Origin of the sequence: Psychrobacter sp. 4Dc (assembly GCF_002836715.1) — a bacterium.
GTDB lineage: Bacteria > Pseudomonadota > Gammaproteobacteria > Pseudomonadales > Moraxellaceae > Psychrobacter.
In genome coordinates, this window is sequence record NZ_PJAT01000017.1 from 59602 (window position 1) to 76939 (window position 17338).

Below are 17338 nucleotides of genomic sequence, written 5' to 3' on the forward strand. Positions count from 1 at the left end.
ATGAAAAAAGGAGTTTATATGGCAGATGACATAGCAAACACGATGGAAGAAGCAAGATTTGTTAAGCAAACTCGCAACTTTGATATTCAGCGCGTTATTGTCAAAATTGGTTCATCACTATTAACCAATAACGGTCGAGGGCTGGATCGTACTGCCATATATGAGTGGGCAAAGCAAATTGCTAAGCTGCACAAAAAAGGCGTTGAGGTACTGCTAGTATCATCAGGTGCCGTTGCTGAAGGTGTGGTACGTATGAACCTTGAGGAACGTCCTAAGAAACTAGCAGCACTACAAGCCTGTGCTTCTATTGGTCAAATGGGGTTAATTGAAACATGGTGGTCAGCTTTGATTCAGCATGGCATTCAAAGCTCGCAGCTACTCCTAACTCATGATGATTTGTCTAATCGTAGCCGTTATCTTAATACGACGGGTGCGCTGACACAGTTATTAGAGTGGCGCGTACTACCTGTTATCAACGAGAACGATACCATCACGATTGATGAGATTAAATTTGGCGATAACGATACCTTGGGTGCGATGGCAGCCGCAATGGTTAATGCTGATTTGTACATTATCTTAACTGATCAAGAAGGTGTCTTCACTGATAACCCACGTGATAATCCTGATGCCAAGATGATTCGCCAAGAGCGTGCAATGGCTGATTATTTATTTGATATTGCAGGAGACGGCGGTAAGCTTGGACGCGGTGGTATGTTGACCAAAATCCGTGCTGGACGCCTTGCTGCTATGGGTGGCTGTCCTACCGTTATCGTCAGCGGTGCTATCGATGACGTTATTACCCGTGTGGTTTCAGGCGAAGCTGTAGGTACCTTGCTGACGACTAATGACGAAGATAAAATCATCGCGCGTAAACAGTGGCTAGCTGCGCATCTACGTATGTCAGGTAGCTTGGTCGTCGATGCAGGTGCTGCAAGAGCATTGACTGAGCACAATAGAAGTTTATTGCCAGTAGGCGTGGTAGAAGTGCGGGGCGGGTTTGATGAAGGTGATGTGGTAGAAATCATCCATCAAGATACTGGCGAACGCATAGCCGTCGGGCAGGTAAACTTCTCATCGAATGATGCGCGCCGCGTAGCTCGTGAGCGTACCGAACAGTTCGATAAGATCTTTGGCAGTAGCGAAGAACGTGTCGTCATGGTACACCGTGACAATCTTGCATTAACTGTATAGCACTTTTATATAACCTTTTTTATTCAACTTATTTTATCCAGCACAATATCCATTGATAAATATGGATATTGTGCTGTTTTGGAGATTTGTACATGAGTGCTTCAGACGGTAGTAACTCGGTTCAGCAACAATTTGCATCTTTAAAAAATGATAGATTGCTACGTGCATTACGTTTTGAGCCCATTGATACCACACCGGTATGGATGATGCGCCAAGCTGGTCGTTATTTGCCAGAATATAAGGCCACTCGTGCTGAAGCGGGTGACTTTATGAGTCTGTGCAAAGATACAGACCGCGCTACTGAAGTGACTCTACAGCCCTTACGTCGTTATGACTTAGATGCCGCTATTTTGTTTAGTGATATTCTAACTATCCCTGATGCGATGGGACTGGGCTTGTATTTCGAAACGGGTGAAGGCCCTAAGTTCAAACATCCTATTCGTACGCAAGCTGATCTTGATAGATTGCCAGTGCTTGAGCCAAACGATTCTCTAGACTATGTAATGCGTGCCGTAACCAGCATTCGTAAAGCATTGAATGGTCAAGTTCCATTATTTGGTTTCTCTGGTAGTCCGTGGACGTTGGCTACGTATATGATAGAAGGCGGTAGCTCGAAAGATTATCGTTATACCAAGGGCTTTTTGTATAGTAACCCTGATTTTTTACATCAGTTATTAGATAAGCTTGCGACGTCAGTTATTGACTATTTAGATGCCCAAATCGTCGCTGGCGCTCAAATCGTTCAGATATTTGATAGTTGGGGCGGGGCGTTAGGCCATCGTCAATTTATCGAATTTTCACACATTTATAATAAACGTATTGTCGCCGAACTAAAGGCACGTCATCCACAAGTACCTGTAGTGCTGTTCACTAAAGGTGGTGGGCTATGGCTTGATATTCAGGCTGACAGCGAAGCAGATGTATTAGGTTTAGATTGGACGATGCCGATTGATCGTGCGCGTCAAGTATTGACTGAAAGTCAGCGTCAATTGACCAAAAAGCATAAGAAATTGCAAAGCAGCAAAGCTATCCAAGGTAACTTAGATCCAGCGACGTTATATGGTTCGCCTGCGACTATCCGTTCTGAAGTGAACGCCATGCTTGACCGTGCTTACGCTGATGGTGAAAAGACTGGCTATATAGCAAACTTAGGTCATGGTATCACCCAGTGGGTCAACCCTGATAATGCCAAAGTATTTGTGGATGCAGTACACGACTATAAAATTTAAGAGTCAGAATGTTTAGAGAGTGATTCTATCTTTGTTCTATATTTGTAGAATTACAGGCAAACATAGAATCTATCAGTGCATATTTAGTATTTACCAAGAAAAGGGTGTTTTATGATTTCAGTAGCGATCGTCGGTGGTACAGGCTATACGGGTATTGAGCTCATTCGCTTATTATCTGCTCATCCTGAGGTTTCTATTGATTTATTAACTTCTCGTAGCGAAGCTGGCACTCGTGCTGATGAAATCTTCCCAAGCTTACGCGGTGTGTCTGACATCGTCTTTAGCGACTTGGGTGATAATACGCTTGCTGCACTGCAAAAATGCGATGTTGTGTTTTTTGCGACGCCACATGGCGTAGCAATGAAGCAAGCCGAAGCGCTTACCCAAGCTGGCGTTAAGGTCATCGATTTGGCTGCTGATTTTCGTTTGCAGTCATTGACTGACTTTGAGCATTGGTACAAGCAGTCACATGCTTGCCCTGAGTTGTTGGAAACAGCAGTCTACGGCTTACCAGAAATCAATCGTGACAAGCTTGCAAATGCGTTACTAGTAGGCAACCCAGGCTGTTATCCAACCACTGCGATTTTGGGTCTAAAACCAATTATCGAAGCTCAGAATAAGCAAGCAGAGCGTTTGATCGAGTCTCGTATCGTTATTGATGCAAAATCTGGGGTGTCTGGTGCAGGCCGTCAAGCATCGCTTGCACTCAATTATGCTGAGACAACAGATAGCTTTAAGGCTTATAGCGTTGAAGGCCATCGTCATTTACCTGAGATTGAGCAGGGTGTTGCACAGTTATTAGACAGTCAGTTTACACACCGTATTCGCTTTTTGCCGCATTTAGTACCGATGATTCGTGGCATGCTAAGCTCTATTCATATGGAGTTGACCGATGCAGGTGCTGCTATCGATTGGCAGCAAGCATTTGAAAATAGCTATGCGTCAGAGTTGTTTGTTGATGTCATGCCAAAAGGGTTGTATCCAGATACGCGCAGTGTTCGCGCTAGTAACCGTCTACGTATTGCCGTACATCAGGATAATGAGCGTGCTGAGCTAACAGTTATCGTTGTTCAAGATAACTTAGTCAAAGGTGCTGCTGGGCAGGCTGTGCAAAACATGAATGTGATGTTCGGTTTTGATGAGTCAATGGGGCTGAACTTTGCACCGATTGTTCCTTAATATCAACGACTTCATATTCCAATCATTCACATTTACGGTGCTAGGTATTGATTATAAATTCGGCTATAATGACTTGCCCTTACCCTTAAGAGATACTGTCTAAATGCGTGTTCAGCTCGTACTACGCTTTTGCTCACAGCCAGCACGTCTATCGTGCAAAGACTCGGTTATACCTAGCTTGGAGCGCAAACAGCATTCCTTTAGAAATAATAATGTCCCGATAAGTGGTATTGCTAGCTCACAACGCGGCGCTTCTACATTGGTATTGGCACTGTTTGTAGTGGCAGTATTAGTGACAGCGGTGGTTGGACTGGTATTCGGTCATAAGCTTGGCTACCAACGTGGCCTCCATTCGATGGAAACAGAAGCCAAGCAAGCAATCATCGATAGCACTGAAGCGACACAAGCACTAGAAGACTTGCGCCTTAGCAATAAGATAGCTACTAACCAAGCGGCAACTGCCAAACAAGAACTGGCCATCAGTTTGGCTAATTTAAAAGAACTGCGTGAAAGCCAGCAAGAATTGACGGTAGAAAATAAACAAGTGTCACAGCTCAATGAGCTATATTCAGATGTCATCCGTGAGAAAGGTGGTATGCCTTTACAGGTATTAGGTGCCAAAATTTCTCCACTACCTGAAAATGCTTTTGAGTATGGTTTTGATATTGGGATGCTCAGTAGCGATGGTCAAGCCAAACGCTTAAGGCCTGTATTGACGCTACTTAACAATGATGATCTTGTAGAAGTACCTCTTGACCCTGCATACCATATGATCGAAGGTATCGTTCGGATACGTGGTCGCTTTGTAATGCCATCAGGCTTTAGACCATTGCAAGCCAAACTGACTTTGCAAGCTGGTGGTCAAAAAGTAGAGCAATTGTATGACTGGAAGCTCGGTGATAGTGTGGATAACATGCTACCATCGCTTTTAGATTTACCAGAAGTTGATGAAAGTCCTATCGTACCTTAATTACCTCATGTCTTATTGAAACACTCAGTGACGATGCTGTGGTTGAAATCACAGCACAATGGCCCTAATTAGTGGTTGTGCTTTATACCATGCCTTATCGCCTGCCTTAACATTCTCTATCTTAAACTTACCTTATAATTATATTTTGATTATGATGAAAAAAATGATATCACAAGCCACGCCAACGGTTGCTGATTGGCACTTTCCCAATATGCCTGCTCATCGTGCACAAGACGGTGATACCGATGGTGAAACGTCACCGCAAGCAGATGTATTGGTCGCAGAGCCTGAAGTAGCCAAACCGCCTATGTATGCGGTCGTTATGTACAATGACAACTACACGCCGATGGAGTTTGTTGTATACATATTGCAGTCAGAATTTCGTCATAGTATGGATTCTGCGGTCGAGATTATGCTGACTATTCATAATAGCAGCAAAGGTATTGCTGGCATTTATCCCAAAGATATCGCCGAGACTAAGGCTAAAAAAGTAAACAGTCTGGCACATCGTGAAGGTTATCCGCTATTGACCCAAATCGAACCACATCAAGGCGAGTAGAGCAATTTATTAATTTTTTATACTGATATAGGGCTCTATTAAAGCTTTACCTACTGTTCTTTACTTCTAAGTAATCCATATTAAAGCTCACTATAAAAGTGAGCTTTTTCGACTTTTCTGTCATTCCCCTTATATACAAGTAGAATCTCTGAAAAATGTATTTATTATCCATAGGGTATTGATTTCTATAGCAAGTAACCCTATCTATTAAACAGCCTGTCCAATAGTTTTAGACTAAGTATCTCCGTTGAACTTGCTAAAACCACGTCATTACTAGCTTCGAAAATATCAATCTCTCTTTCTATCTAATCAGTTTTTCAACATTTAATATTCGTTATTAAGGTTGTCGCTACTAGCTTGTAGCACGCTTTGATACATTTTAGTCTGTGTTAATAGATTGACTCCGTCGAAGTATCGTGTTGATATAAAGAAAAGCGGCCATGGATAGTTGTGATTACTGTTGGCTGATAGCGAGATTATAGTATTTAATCAATAGTCTACCGCTCACCTCATTTATTCATGACTTCTAATAATACGAATATAGCCCTTGAACAATTCATCTACCGCCCTGATTTACTTACTAACTCATTCATAAAACTATCAATTATAAAGATAGATATAACCGTAGGAAGTTGTTATGTTAAGTCGTCATCTTGAAGTTTCTCTACGTTTAGCAATGACGCTTGCGCGCCAAAAATCGCATGAGTATCTCACTGTTGAACACCTGCTTTTGGCCTTATTAGAAAACACTCATGCTGCCAATACGTTGACTGCTTGTAATGCTAATGTCTCGGCGTTGCGTACTGAGCTTGAGGTTTATATTAATAAACACACGCCAACCATCGATGCTGATACAGAACAGTCACCGCAGCCGACTCAAAGCTTTGATCGTATCTTGCAACGTGCTATTTTTCACGTGCAGTCAATCGGTGGTGGTCGTTTGGTAGAAGGCTCTGATATTTTGGTCTCTATGTTTTCAGAGCACGATACTTATGCTGTCTACCTGCTTAAAAAACAAGGCATCAGTCGCCTTGAGCTAACCCAGTATTTATCACACGGTCAAGATAAAGAAGAGCCATCTGAATCACGTGATTCTGCAGGCACTGAACGCCGTAGTGCTTCTGAAAAGACCAGCAAAGATCCCTTAGTTGAATTTGCGACCAATCTAAACCAGCGAGCTGCTGAAGGTAAAACAGATCCTTTGATTGGGCGTGCTTCTGAAATTGAACGTGCTGCCCAAGTACTATGCCGTCGTCGTAAAAATAACCCATTGCTAGTAGGTGAGCCTGGTGTAGGTAAAACCTCTATCGCTGAAGGTTTGGCATGGTTAATTATTAATGACAAAGCACCGAAGCCCCTTAACGGTTGCGTGATTTATAGCCTTGATATCGGTTCACTAATTGCGGGAACTAAGTATCGCGGTGACTTTGAAAAACGCATGAAGTCATTGCTTGATGCACTAAAGAAAAAACCAAATGCTATTCTTTTTATCGATGAGATTCATATGATTATTGGTGCTGGTTCATCTATGAGCAGCAACATGGACGTATCGAACCTTATCAAGCCAGCACTTGCTAACGGTGAGCTACGTTGTATCGGTTCAACAACCTTTACTGAATATCGCCAAGTATTCGAAAAAGACCATGCATTGTCACGTCGTTTCCAAAAAATCGATGTTAAAGAACCAAGTGTGGATGACACCATTGATATCCTGCGTGGCCTAAAACCTCGTTATGAAGAATTCCATAATGTTGAGTATACGGATGAAGCGTTGGTCACAGCGGTACAGTTATCAGCCAAACATATTCATGAGCGTTTTTTACCTGACAAAGCCATTGACGTGATTGACGAAGCAGGTGCATATAAGCGCTTAGGTGTGGTGCCTGATGTCGATGATATCGAAGCGGAAGAAAGTTTCATTGCTGATTTAGAGCAAGATTTTGATGCGCAGATTGATGCTGATACAGATAATGAAATGCAGGATGAAGCAGCGACTGCGAAAGCAAGCGATAGTGCTAAATCAGCAGATGGTGTTAAATTATCAAAAGGTCAAAAGCCACCGATGAAAATCGATGTGGCTGATATCGAAGCTATCATTGCTAAACTGGCACGTATTCCACCCAAATCTGTATCGAGTGATGACAAGAGTATCCTTGAGCACCTAGTTCGAGATCTGAAGCACTTGGTATTTGGTCAAGATGAGGCAATTGCCACATTGGCTGATGCTATCAAGCTATCACGGGCAGGATTAAAAGCACCAGATAAGCCAATTGGTTCATTTATGTTTGCAGGTCCAACTGGTGTGGGTAAAACAGAAGTATCGCGTCAGCTAGCCAATTTGCTAGGTGTAGAGTTAGTACGCTTTGATATGTCAGAGTATATGGAAGCGCACACGGCATCACGCTTGATCGGTGCGCCTCCAGGTTATGTTGGCTATGATCAAGGTGGCTTACTTACTGAAAAAATCAATCAGCATCCACATTGTGTGTTGTTGCTTGATGAGATTGAAAAGGCGCATCCAGATGTCTTCAACTTGTTACTACAAGTAATGGATCATGGTACGTTAACTGATAACAATGGTCGTGTGGCAATCTTTAAACAGGTCATCGTTATTATGACAACGAACGTTGGTGCTGATAGTATCAGTCGCTCGTCAATGGGCTTTACTCAACAAGACCATAGCCGTGATAACACAGAGTCGCTGAAACGTGTCTTTACGCCAGAGTTCCGTAATCGCCTAGACGCCATTATTCAGTTCAATCCTCTAGATACGTCAGTTGTTGTATCAGTTGTCGATAAGTTCTTGGTTGAATTGCAAGTGCAGCTTGATGATAAGCAAGTGACATTAGAGATTGATGATGATGTACGTGACTACTTGGCGGATAAAGGCTATGACCGTCTAATGGGTGCACGTCCGATGCAGCGTTTGATTCAGGATGAAATCAAAAAACCATTGGCAAGTATGATTTTGTTTGGGGATTTGGTCAATGGCGGTGTCGTACATCTGACTTTAGAGCCTAAAGTCGATGATTCTCAAGAGAGTGATACGATGAAGCTTGATAAGGTATCAGACAAAGGCTCAGCTGATAGTCGTATTATTCTGACAGTCGTTGAAACTCATGAACCACAACCCGATTCTGAATCTCTTGCTAGCTAAGTTGTTTAATATTGATGTCACAAAAACGGCTACCGTATTACTGCGGTAGCCGTTTTTTTATTGCTATAATTCATCAACAAAGCGTACACCATTTTTTGTTAGTATGATTATTTACAGTAAGCTAGCTTTAACAAAGCTATGGAACTTATAACAAGATAACAAGTATAAAAAGGACACACTATGGAACTGTTTGATGAACCGAAAACAAAGACTCCAGAACAAAAACAAGCGATTTTAGACAATGTCCGTTTACCAGAAGACTGGAAAACAGCATTAGCAGATGAATTAACGTCTGAGAATATGGACAATCTACGCGCTTTTTTAAAAGAGGCCTATCAGTCCGATGATAGTATCTATCCGCCTGCACCATTGATGTTCAATGCGCTTAACCTCACGCCTTTATCACAAGTCAAAGTGGTAATCTTGGGCCAAGATCCTTATCATCGTCCAGGTCAGGCTATGGGGTTATCATTTTCTGTTCCTAAAGCCATTCCAAAGCCACCATCATTGAATAACTTGCTCAAAGAAATGGCAGATGACATTGGTATTCGGCCTTCAGCGCATGGCGATTTGACATACTGGGCACAGCAAGGCGTTTTACTGCTTAATAGCTCACTAACTGTGCGAGAAGGCGAGCCAAACAGTCATCAAAATAAAGGTTGGGAACAGTTTACTGATGCCGTCATCGATGCAGTCAATGAACAGACCAAGCATACCGTGTTTATTCTGTGGGGTAGTAAAGCCCAGAAGAAAGGCAAGTATATCGATACGGATAAGCATTTGATTCTGACAGCGGTACATCCGTCACCACTTGCGGCAAACCGTGGTGGCTTCTTTGGCACTAAACCTTTTTCTAAAACAAATGATTACTTGGTGCAGTATGGCCAAACTCCAATTGACTGGCAATTACCACAATAAATGCAAAATATACAGAATATAAGCTTAGTGCCGTATCAATCTTTAAATATTCAGTCCAGCACCTTTTGGTCAGTCGAAGACGTTAAATGGATGCAACAAGCAATCCAACTTGCTAAACAAGGTGCTGAGCGAGGAGAGGTACCGGTAGGTGCGGTATTGGTACATGACCAGCAAGTTATCGGCCAAGGGTTTAATCAACCTATTAGTAGCCATGATGCTACTGCTCATGCAGAGATAGTTGCATTGAGAGATGCCTGTACGCGTTTAGAAAACTATCGACTGCCGCTACAGACTACTCTATATGTCACTCTAGAGCCTTGTACGATGTGTATCGGTGCTCTAATCCATGCGCGTGTAAACAAGTTAGTGTATGCAGCGAGTGAACCGCGTGCTGGGATGGTTGGTAGTCAAATGGACTTATCATTACAACCTTTCTATAATCACAGTATTCAAGCCTATAGTGGATTATGCAGCGAGCATAGTAGTCAAATACTTAAGACATTTTTTCGTGAGCGTAGGCAAGCGGCGAAAAAGAATAAGGCCACTATGTAAACTCAAAATACTAATAAACAAGATATCAGTCTTGGTGCTAGTGGTCACGATGATTTTTTGCTATAATATTGCCCTATTTGATAGCACCCATTTCAATGGGCTATTAAAGACTTAACATACGAATAAATATTGTTTTATTAATGACATACGATAAGCGATATAAGTAACGCATATTATTGAGTAAGTATTATGACTAGTTCTACACCTGATAATGTTTTACTCAATACAGAGGATAGCCATACCTCATCAGTGCGCTACCCTGTTATTTGTATCGATGGTCCCAGTGGCGCTGGTAAAGGTACGGTCACATGGCGTCTAGCACAAGTGTTAGGCTATCAGTTGTTAGACTCTGGTGCGCTTTATAGAATTGTCGGACTAAAAGCCTTTGAAGCGGGTTTAATCAGCGCAGATACTAGCCAACCAATTGATGAAAATGCTGTATTAGCATTGACTGAAAGCTTAGAGATAGCGTTTGTACCAAACAATGACTCAGGACGTGTAGATATCATTGTTAATGGACAAGCAGTAGGTGAGCAAGTACGCAATGAAACGGTCGGAGGCTATGCATCACAGATAGCTGTCTTTCCACAAGTTCGTCAAGCATTGCTCAAGCTACAACAAGATATGGCCACTCGTTCAGGTTTGGTTGCTGATGGTCGCGATATGGGTACGGTTGTTTTCCCAGATGCTGATGTTAAGGTGTTTTTGACGGCCAGTGCTGAAGCACGTGCAGAGCGCCGTGTGATTCAGTTATTGAATGCTGGTCAAACAGCAGATTTTGAGGCGATTTTAGCGACGATAAAAGAGCGTGATGACCGTGATGAAAATCGTAGTACAGCACCATCGAAGCCTGCGGCAGATGCATTATTACTTGATAGTTCAGCGCTGAATGCTGATGCAGTATATGAGCAAGTCAAAAAGTATTGCCAAGATAAAGGTGTGTTTTTCACTAGTTAGTCGTTTAATAGCTAGTAAAAACAACATATTAAGTACTAAAAAGTTTCCTATTAATCATTGTTTTAGTATAAAATAATACGGTTAAGTTAAATTTTATTGAAGCAGTAAGAAAAACCTATTTTGTTTAGGGTATTGCGTTCGATATAAGACAGTTGTTGTTAGTCAGTTTTAATTACGATGAGCTCGCTATCAACAAACGTTTTTTTATATGATTGCATGGGATATAAAACCAGTATTTCGTTCTATACAATCATAAATTTGATCCGTACTGTGCTGGACAGGATACGGCTATACAAAGGTAGACATAATGGAATCATTTGCTGAACTATTTGAAGCGAGCATTGAAGAGCAGGGCCTAGATATCGAGCGTGGCTCGGTTATTACAGGTGCTGTTGTGGCCATCGATAGCGACTGGATCACAGTAGATACTGGTCTTAAATCTGAAGGTATCGTCGCTCGTGAAGAGTTTTTAAGCGAAGAAGGCGAACTTGAAGTTGAAGTTGGCGATAGCGTTGATGTCGTAGTTGAAGCGGTTGATAACGGCATGGGTCAAACCTTGCTGTCACGTGAGAAAGCTAAACGTGTTGAAACTTGGAACTTCCTTGAAAAAATCGCTGATAACGATGAAATCGTTAAAGGTATTATCTCAAGCAAAGTTAAAGGCGGTTTCACTGTAGATATCGGTTCAGTACGCGCGTTCTTACCAGGTTCATTGGTAGATGTACGTCCTATCCGTGATACAACGCATCTTGAAGGCAAAGAGCTAGAATTCAAAGTCATCAAACTTGACCAGAAGCGCAACAACGTTGTTGTTAGCCGTCGTGCAGTTATGGAAGCTGAAAACTCAGCTGAGCGCGAAGAGCTATTGAACAAGCTTGAAGAAGGCATCGAGATCGAAGGTATCGTTAAGAACCTTACTGATTACGGCGCGTTCGTTGATCTAGGTGGTATCGATGGTCTATTGCACATCACTGACATGGCATGGCGCCGTATCAAGCACCCATCTGAAGTTGTTGAAGTTGGCCAAGACCTAAAAGTTAAAGTATTGAAGTTTGACCGTGAACGCAATCGCGTTAGCCTAGGTCTAAAACAACTTGGTACTGATCCTTGGGATAATGTTGGCGGCACTTACCCAGTAGGTAGTGTTGTAAAAGCTCGCGTAACCAACTTGACTGACTATGGTTGTTTCGCTGAGATTTCTGAAGGTATCGAAGGTCTAGTACACGTATCAGAAATGGATCATACCAACAAAAACATCCACCCATCTAAAGTTGTTCAAGTGGGCGATGAAGTTGAAGTAATGATTCTTGATATTGATGAAGAACGTCGTCGTATCAGCCTAGGTATCAAACAAACTCTAGCTAACCCATGGGATGAGTTTGATAAGAAACATGAGCGCGGTGATAAAATCACTGGTACTATCAAATCAATCACTGACTTCGGTATCTTTATCGGTCTAGACGGTGGTATTGATGGTCTTGTTCATCTATCTGATATCTCTTGGAACGAAACTGGCGAAGATGCTATCCGTAACTACAATAAAGGCGACACCGTCGAAGCAATGGTATTGTCTGTAGATGCAGAAGCTAACCGTATCAGCCTAGGCGTTAAGCAGTTAAGCTCTGATCCATTCAACGAATACCTAGTCAACAATGACCGTGGTGCTATCGTTAATGGTAAAGTAAAAGAAGTAGACGCTAAAGGCGCTACTATCGAACTTGCTGACGAAGTTGAAGCTTATCTACGTGCTTCTGAAATCCAACGTGACCGCGTTGAAGATGCAACTAAGCATCTGACTGTTGGTGATGACGTTGAAGCGAAAATCATCAGTGTTGATCGTAAAACACGCAATATCAACTTGTCTATCAAAGCGAAAGACGAAGCTGAAGAGCGTCAAGCGATTAAAGATCTTGGTAGCACGAACACTACTGCTGCTCCAGGTTCTGATGCACAGCCAAAAACGATTGGTGATTTGATCAAAGAGCAAATGCAGTAAGCTGCAAACTATTGATATAAAAGTAATATAAAAAAAGCGACTTCGGTCGCTTTTTTTTATGATTAGATTTTATTAACACAGTTAGTAATAGAGGTTTTTAGCCAAATGGGCAAACTCTTATTCCCATTTACGCTAATATCCGCTATCATTTGCACCATTGAGTAACGAGATGATAGTTATAAGCTTTTTATAGTCATAATATGATTCTGAATGTTAGTTTTCAAAGATTCAGTATATATAGTTTAATTATCCAAACGCATTTACGTACTATAGAGCGTTGACTTATCATCAGCTTATCCATCAATCAACAAGGCAAGCGTAATAATGCAGCAAGCGATTAACAAATCCGAATTTATTAGTAATTTGAGTGCAAACTGTGACAACATGGCAGACACCGTGGTTGATGACGCAGTGCGTGAAATCTTAAACTTGATGACCCATACTTTAGCCAATGATGGCCGAGTCGAAGTTCGCGGATTCGGTAGTTTTTGTCTACATCACCGCCGTGCCCGTATGGGACGCAATCCTAAGACAGGTGAAAGCGTACCTGTGCCGGCTAAAGCGATCCCACATTTTAAGCCAGGTAAGGCCTTACGCGAAGCAGTAAACGATACGGTAGCAAACGGTTAATTAAACCAGCACTGGCTATCTAACCGTCAAAATTTATCATTCCAAACAGAGGTAACTGTCTCATGCGCTTTCTACTATTTGTATTGCTATTCTTGAGCTTTGCCTATTCACTTGGTTTGGTATTGGCAAATAATACTGAGGTCGGAGTCAACCTACTGTTTTCACAAGCACCTACGATGAATCTAGGGTTGCTACTTATTTTGTGTTTGATGCTAGGTATTGTTATTGGTATTTTACTGGCATTGCTTATCTTTCGTGTGCTGCAAAATAAGTGGGAAATCTCACGTCTGCAAAAAGCAAACGCAAATCTACAAGAGCAATTGACTCAAGCCAATACAGTTATCGATCGTCAAGCAAGCGCGCCAACAGTAGATGAAGCTGTTTATGGTGCTTCTGCTGCCAATGTACAAAGTAGTGACGCAACTAGCCTAACTGAAGGCTCTACTCTGTCCAAGCGTAGACGAGATTAAGTCGTTAAGTGATTTTTTAGGTGATCTGCTAGGTGATAGCTTAACGATCGCAGTACTGACCTCAAATACAATACTTTGATAACTTCAAAATATATGGTAAAACCATGAATAATGTAATTAACTCTCCAGTTGTCGTCGCTCTAGACAATATGACGGTAGAGGCGTCTCTAGCGTTAGCTGACCAGTTAGATCCATCTCAATGCCGATTAAAAGTCGGTAAAGAGCTGTTTACGCGTTGTGGTCCTGATATCATCAAGGCACTGCATCAACGTGATTTTGAAATTTTCTTAGACTTAAAATTCCATGACATTCCGAATACCACTGCTCAAGCAGTGTTAGCTGCCGCTGATCTTGGTGTATGGATGGTGAATGTCCATGCTAGCGCAGGTCTAGAAGCCATGTCGTTGGCAAAACAGCGCTTGCTAGATAGAGATCTTGATACCTTACTTATCGCAGTCACCGTACTGACTTCTATGGATAATGAAGCGTTGATGCAAACAGGAATCACTGATAGCTTAGATACCCAAGTAAGCCGACTAGCACAACTGACTAAGCAAGCTGGACTTGATGGGGTGGTGTGCTCGGCTCAAGAAGCAAAGGCACTTAAAGCATTATGTGGTCAGGATTTTAAACTGGTGACGCCTGGTATTCGCTTAGCTGAAGACAATGCAGATGATCAAAAACGTATCTGTACACCAAGTCAGGCGCTAATAGACGGTTCTGATTATTTAGTCATTGGCCGTTCGATCACTCAAGCTTTAGATCCTGCTGCTAAACTACAGACAATACTTCAAAGTATTTAAGTTTGAATAAATGTAATGTTAAGAAAAAAGACAGCCTAAATGGCTGTCTTTTTACTTTTTGATGGTATAGAAAAAGCTGCTACACTACTTAAATTTATTCTTACAACCTTTCTAAAATATAATAACTATATTAAAAACGCTCATTTAGCTAAATATCAGTAGTACTGCTATGAGCGTTTATCGCTAATTAGATTTTTAATAATAACGCCACTAAATGATGTTGAATAATATGAAATTACAGATATTGAGTGACTTACATATTGATAGTTATGCACGTCAATCGCACCCCGTTGGACATATTCCTAAAACTGATGCAGATCTAGTATTGGTAGCAGGAGATACTGCTAATAGCGACAAAGGTATGCCGTGGTTGCAAGAACAAGCGGCGCGCTTAGAAGTTCCCCTGATTACTATCGCTGGTAATCATGAATACTTTGATGAAGACGTATTGAGCTTTGACCATAAACTGGCAACTTGGGATAACTATGATACTGTGTCTAAAAAAGGCGTTCGCGTCTTACAATGTCAGCATATCGATATCGGTGATATACGCCTTTTAGGTTGTACGCTTTGGACAGACTATCAGTATCATGCTAACGAAGATACCATGGCTGCTGCTAGGCATTTTATGCGTGATTACAAGCAGATTTACGCAGGCAACGAACTGTTTTCACCTGAAGCATCTATGCAGATTCATGCTGAGCATCGTCAGTGGCTACAGCAAACTTTGATCGAATCTTATAAACTTGGTAAAAAAACTGTGGTAATGAGTCATCATAGCGTCAGTGCGTTATCGGTGTCTGAAAAGTATGCCAATCTACCGAGTAATGCGGCTTTTGTCAGTGACTTGTCAGGATGGATGCACGAGGATTGGGCACCGATGCTATGGGTACATGGACATACTCATGAAGCATTTGATTATAAAATTGGTAATACGCGAGTGATTGTCAATCCACGAGCCTATCCAAACGAGGTTAGCAGTACGGCATTAGAGTTTGCATGGGACAAAGTCATTGATATTGGCTAGGACCGTGTGTAAATAACGGGCAAATCTCGATTTATTCTAGACATAGATTCTTTTGAATAAAGCGTCTTTTTGAAAGAGTGCAGAGTATTTATAAGATATATTGCAACTAGATTTGTCTGTGGTTCATTCCTGATAAGAAATCTGCTAGGCTTGCTATCATGAGTAAATATCTAAATAACACCCTGTCCAAAATATCTGCTGACAAGCTTGCGAGTCACACACCAAGCGCGCCTGCACCTTCGCACCTACCAGATAGTATGATTTCCTCCGTTAGCCTATTGCCTGAAAATAAGCGGCTGATACTATTTACCAGGCACTCTTTACGCGAGCGTTCTGATGGTAATGGCTTTGCTAGCTATCAGCTACCGTTGACTCCTAAAGGCCGTATACTGGCAAAGTCTTGGGGTCGTTGGTTATCAGGTCATCTACCATATTCGCTCGACGTCGATAGTATTTCTAGCCCGATTGGGCGTTGTATCGATACCGCGCAGCTGATGCAAGAGGGGGCAGGACTACGGCGTGACATTACGCATCAATCATTGTTGGTTGAGCCTGGCAGTCTCGTCACTGAGCCTGAAATAGCCAATCCTGTGTTCAAAGAAATTGGCGTCCTGAACTTTATTAATCGTTTTTTGCAAGGCAATCTCGAAGGGACTAAAAACACCTATCAAGGCGGTTTGGATATTCTGTCGCTTTTTTATCAGAATCAGCCGCAGCATGGCCATCTGATGCTCGCTGTGAGTCATGACACGTTGCTATCTGCGTTCTTGGCCGTCATGTTCGATGTGGTAGAGATTGATTGGAATGATTGGCCAAAAATGATGGAAGGCGTGTTCTTATGGTTCGATGATAAGCCATTTGATCAAGCGAGCGCGCATTTTATTTGGCGGGGTCAGGTATATACTCGGCCGATTAGTTCATTATTAGACGGTTACCGTGCAGCTGGCTACCATCCTAGCAAGTTGCTATTGCCGCCAGAAGTGCAGTGGAATTGATGTTTTATTCAAACATTGAGACGATTTCGTATGGAAGCTGTTCATTGAATACGTTTTGAATAGGCATAAAAAAACCTTGCCACGGTATTAGAACCAGTAACAAGGTTTTAATCATTACGCTATAAAAGCGAAATGCGGTCTAACCAATACAAATCTTAAGCTTGTAGGCCTTTGATTGTTTTGTTTAGGCGGCTCTTACGACGAGCAGCTTTATTCTTATGAATAATACCTTTGTCAGCCATACGATCAAGAACTGGTACCGCTTTTTTGTAAGCTTCGGTAGCCGCGTCATAATCTTTAGCTGCGATAGCCGCATCAACACGTTTTAAGTAAGTACGAACCATAGAGCGTTGTGACGCAGAGTTCTGACGACGTTTGGTGTTTTGACGGGCGCGTTTACGAGCTTGTGCAGTATTAGCCACGCGTATCTCCTTGATAAAGATAGATAAAAATATGAATGTTGATTGCAATAATGGGTTTAACAATCATCGGTGACGAGCAGCCGTCTCGTCAAATATGATGTCGATGTCTGATATTAAAGTATCTAATATGAATAGATCATCGTAAGCGCCAGAGCTGTTTGGAATAATTAAACAGCGTTGACGTGTAAAGCCGATTATCTTAGCAAATTATTGAACTAAGGACAATATATTTGATGATTAATGCTCAAAGAAGTTACGTAATATCATCGAATTTGGGTCATTC

General features: G+C 41.9%; 16 protein-coding genes. 15 read left to right on the plus strand and 1 reads right to left on the minus strand.

All coding sequences use genetic code 11. From position 1 onward, the window contains the following. The first annotated feature begins 18 nt into the window (after positions 1-18). The 15 genes from proB (at position 19) to CXF61_RS01540 (ending at position 16633) form a co-directional block, all read left to right on the plus strand. On the plus strand, positions 19-1191 hold the full coding sequence (gene proB, locus CXF61_RS01470) for a glutamate 5-kinase (protein WP_102094427.1): 1173 nt from the start codon (positions 19-21) through the stop codon (positions 1189-1191). 92 nt (positions 1192-1283) lie between these two features. Continuing rightward, a complete protein-coding gene (gene hemE, locus CXF61_RS01475; RefSeq protein ID WP_165596902.1) occupies positions 1284-2420 on the plus strand; it encodes a uroporphyrinogen decarboxylase in 1137 nt (378 codons plus the stop codon). 111 nt (positions 2421-2531) lie between these two features. Beyond that, positions 2532-3599 carry an N-acetyl-gamma-glutamyl-phosphate reductase gene (gene argC, locus CXF61_RS01480; protein ID WP_165596903.1) on the plus strand — a complete coding sequence of 356 codons (1068 nt, stop codon included), beginning with the start codon at positions 2532-2534 and terminating at the stop codon, positions 3597-3599. Positions 3600-3702: 103 nt separating this feature from the next. Continuing rightward, positions 3703-4569 carry a hypothetical protein gene (locus CXF61_RS01485; RefSeq protein ID WP_165596904.1) on the plus strand — a complete coding sequence of 289 codons (867 nt, stop codon included), beginning with the start codon at positions 3703-3705 and terminating at the stop codon, positions 4567-4569. A gap of 163 nt (positions 4570-4732) precedes the next feature. Further along, positions 4733-5128: an ATP-dependent Clp protease adaptor ClpS gene (locus tag CXF61_RS01490; RefSeq protein ID WP_101206289.1), complete on the plus strand. Its 396-nt coding sequence runs from the start codon at positions 4733-4735 to the stop codon at positions 5126-5128. Between the two features lie 637 nt (positions 5129-5765). Further along, entirely contained in the window at positions 5766-8285 is a 2520-nt protein-coding gene (gene clpA / locus CXF61_RS01495) for an ATP-dependent Clp protease ATP-binding subunit ClpA (protein WP_165596905.1), read from the plus strand. 180 nt (positions 8286-8465) lie between these two features. Then, positions 8466-9203 carry a uracil-DNA glycosylase gene (locus CXF61_RS01500; RefSeq protein WP_102094432.1) on the plus strand — a complete coding sequence of 246 codons (738 nt, stop codon included), beginning with the start codon at positions 8466-8468 and terminating at the stop codon, positions 9201-9203. Beyond that, positions 9204-9755 carry a tRNA adenosine(34) deaminase TadA gene (gene tadA / locus CXF61_RS01505; protein WP_165596906.1) on the plus strand — a complete coding sequence of 184 codons (552 nt, stop codon included), beginning with the start codon at positions 9204-9206 and terminating at the stop codon, positions 9753-9755. It abuts the gene before it with no gap. Positions 9756-9944: 189 nt separating this feature from the next. Next, positions 9945-10712, plus strand: coding sequence for a (d)CMP kinase (gene cmk / locus CXF61_RS01510; RefSeq protein WP_165596907.1), 768 nt, complete (start codon positions 9945-9947; stop codon positions 10710-10712). Between the two features lie 307 nt (positions 10713-11019). Further along, the gene (gene rpsA, locus CXF61_RS01515; protein ID WP_057759193.1) at positions 11020-12708 is read left to right on the plus strand and encodes a 30S ribosomal protein S1; all 1689 of its coding nucleotides are present in this window, start codon (positions 11020-11022) and stop codon (positions 12706-12708) included. A gap of 324 nt (positions 12709-13032) precedes the next feature. After that, positions 13033-13338, plus strand: a complete 306-nt coding sequence (locus CXF61_RS01520; protein WP_057759195.1) for an integration host factor subunit beta — start codon at positions 13033-13035, stop codon at positions 13336-13338. 62 nt (positions 13339-13400) lie between these two features. Continuing rightward, the gene (locus tag CXF61_RS01525) at positions 13401-13808 is read left to right on the plus strand and encodes a lipopolysaccharide assembly protein LapA domain-containing protein (protein ID WP_102091942.1); all 408 of its coding nucleotides are present in this window, start codon (positions 13401-13403) and stop codon (positions 13806-13808) included. Between the two features lie 104 nt (positions 13809-13912). Continuing rightward, entirely contained in the window at positions 13913-14611 is a 699-nt protein-coding gene (pyrF, locus tag CXF61_RS01530) for an orotidine-5'-phosphate decarboxylase (RefSeq protein WP_165596908.1), read from the plus strand. A gap of 214 nt (positions 14612-14825) precedes the next feature. Next, on the plus strand, positions 14826-15638 hold the full coding sequence (locus CXF61_RS01535; protein WP_165596909.1) for a metallophosphoesterase: 813 nt from the start codon (positions 14826-14828) through the stop codon (positions 15636-15638). 158 nt (positions 15639-15796) lie between these two features. Then, positions 15797-16633, plus strand: coding sequence for a histidine phosphatase family protein (locus tag CXF61_RS01540; protein WP_057759202.1), 837 nt, complete (start codon positions 15797-15799; stop codon positions 16631-16633). Between the two features lie 155 nt (positions 16634-16788). Here the strand turns inward: CXF61_RS01540 and rpsT are convergent, their stop codons facing one another. Next, positions 16789-17055: a 30S ribosomal protein S20 gene (gene rpsT / locus CXF61_RS01545; protein WP_010200097.1), complete on the minus strand. Its 267-nt coding sequence runs from the start codon at positions 17053-17055 to the stop codon at positions 16789-16791. Positions 17056-17338 lie beyond the last annotated feature (283 nt).